Below are 1,223 nucleotides of genomic sequence, written 5' to 3'. Positions count from 1 at the left end.
TCCGGGTGGTGGGCGTCCCGAATGGCCGTGTCGTAGACGACTACGCGGTGCTGGCGGGCCTCGATGGGGATGTCGTGCCGGCGGGTGCGGGTGCGGGTGCGGGTACGGGTGCGGGTGTGGGTGTGGGTGTGGGTGTGGTGTTGGAGGAGTTGGCGGGTGCGGGGGATGGGTGTTTCGGTGGTGTGCTGACGTGGGCTGCTGATGCGGTGGACGGTTCGGTCGATGTGGTCTTCTCGCGGGATGCCGCGGGGGTTGCGGGTTCGGGGTTGGTGTATCGGCCGGTGGGGAGTAGTCCGTCGTCTGCGCGGGTGGTGTCGTCTTTGGCGGCGGAGGCGCGTGCGTGGTGTGGTCGGTTCCTGCCGGATTACATGGTCCCGGCGGCGGTGGTGGTCCTGGACCGGTTGCCGTTGACGCCGAACGGGAAACTCGACCGCAAAGCCCTCCCCGCACCGGACTTCGGCGCGATGGTGTCCGACCGGCGTGCCGCGACCCCGCTCGAACACCACCTGTGCGGCCTGTTCGCCGAGGTCCTGGGCCTCCCGGAAGTCGGGGTCGACGACAACTTCTTCGACCTCGGCGGTCATTCCCTCCTCGCCACCCGGCTGGCCAGCCGGGTCCGCAGCACGCTGAGCGTCGAGTTGCCCATCCGGGACGTGTTCGAGCGGCCGACGGTTGCCGAGCTGGCGGTGTGTGTGGGTGGTGCTGGTGGTGCACGGCCGGCGCTGGCGGGCGCGGAGCGTCCGGGGGTGCTGCCGTTGTCGTTCGCTCAGCGGCGGATGTGGTTCTTGCAACGCCTTGATGGTGCGGGTCTGGGTTACAACATGCCGGGCGCCCTGCGGTTGAGGGGGCGAGTGGACGTGGATGCCTTGCGGGCTGCTGTGGGTGATGTGGTGGCCCGGCATGAGAGTTTGCGGACGGTGTTTCCCGAGGTGGACGGGGTGCCTCGGCAGGTGGTGCTGGGTGTCGGCGAGAGGCTGCCTGAGTTTGTGGTGGTGGATGCGGATCCGGCGGCTGTGGAGGGGCTTGTCAGTGAGGGCGCGCGCCATGCCTTCGATCTGACGGCGGAGATGCCGTTGCGGGTGACGTTGTTCGTGGTGGGCCCGCAGGAGTTCGTTCTGCTGGTGGTGGTGCATCACATTGCGGCGGATGGCTGGTCGTTGGCTCCGTTGGCGAGGGATCTCGCGGATGCGTATGCGGCGCGGTGTGTGGGTGAGGTGCCGGGC

General features: G+C 68.8%; 1 protein-coding gene. It reads left to right on the top strand.

All coding sequences use genetic code 11. The features are described 5' to 3' along the window. Positions 1-1,223 (top strand): condensation domain-containing protein (locus IO30_RS41045; RefSeq protein ID WP_037895462.1); only part of this gene is annotated, 1,223 nt, incomplete at both ends.

The sequence above is a fragment of the Streptomyces xanthophaeus genome (genome assembly GCF_000725805.1).
GTDB lineage: Bacteria > Actinomycetota > Actinomycetes > Streptomycetales > Streptomycetaceae > Streptomyces > Streptomyces xanthophaeus.
This window is presented reverse-complemented; position numbering and strand designations above follow the sequence as displayed.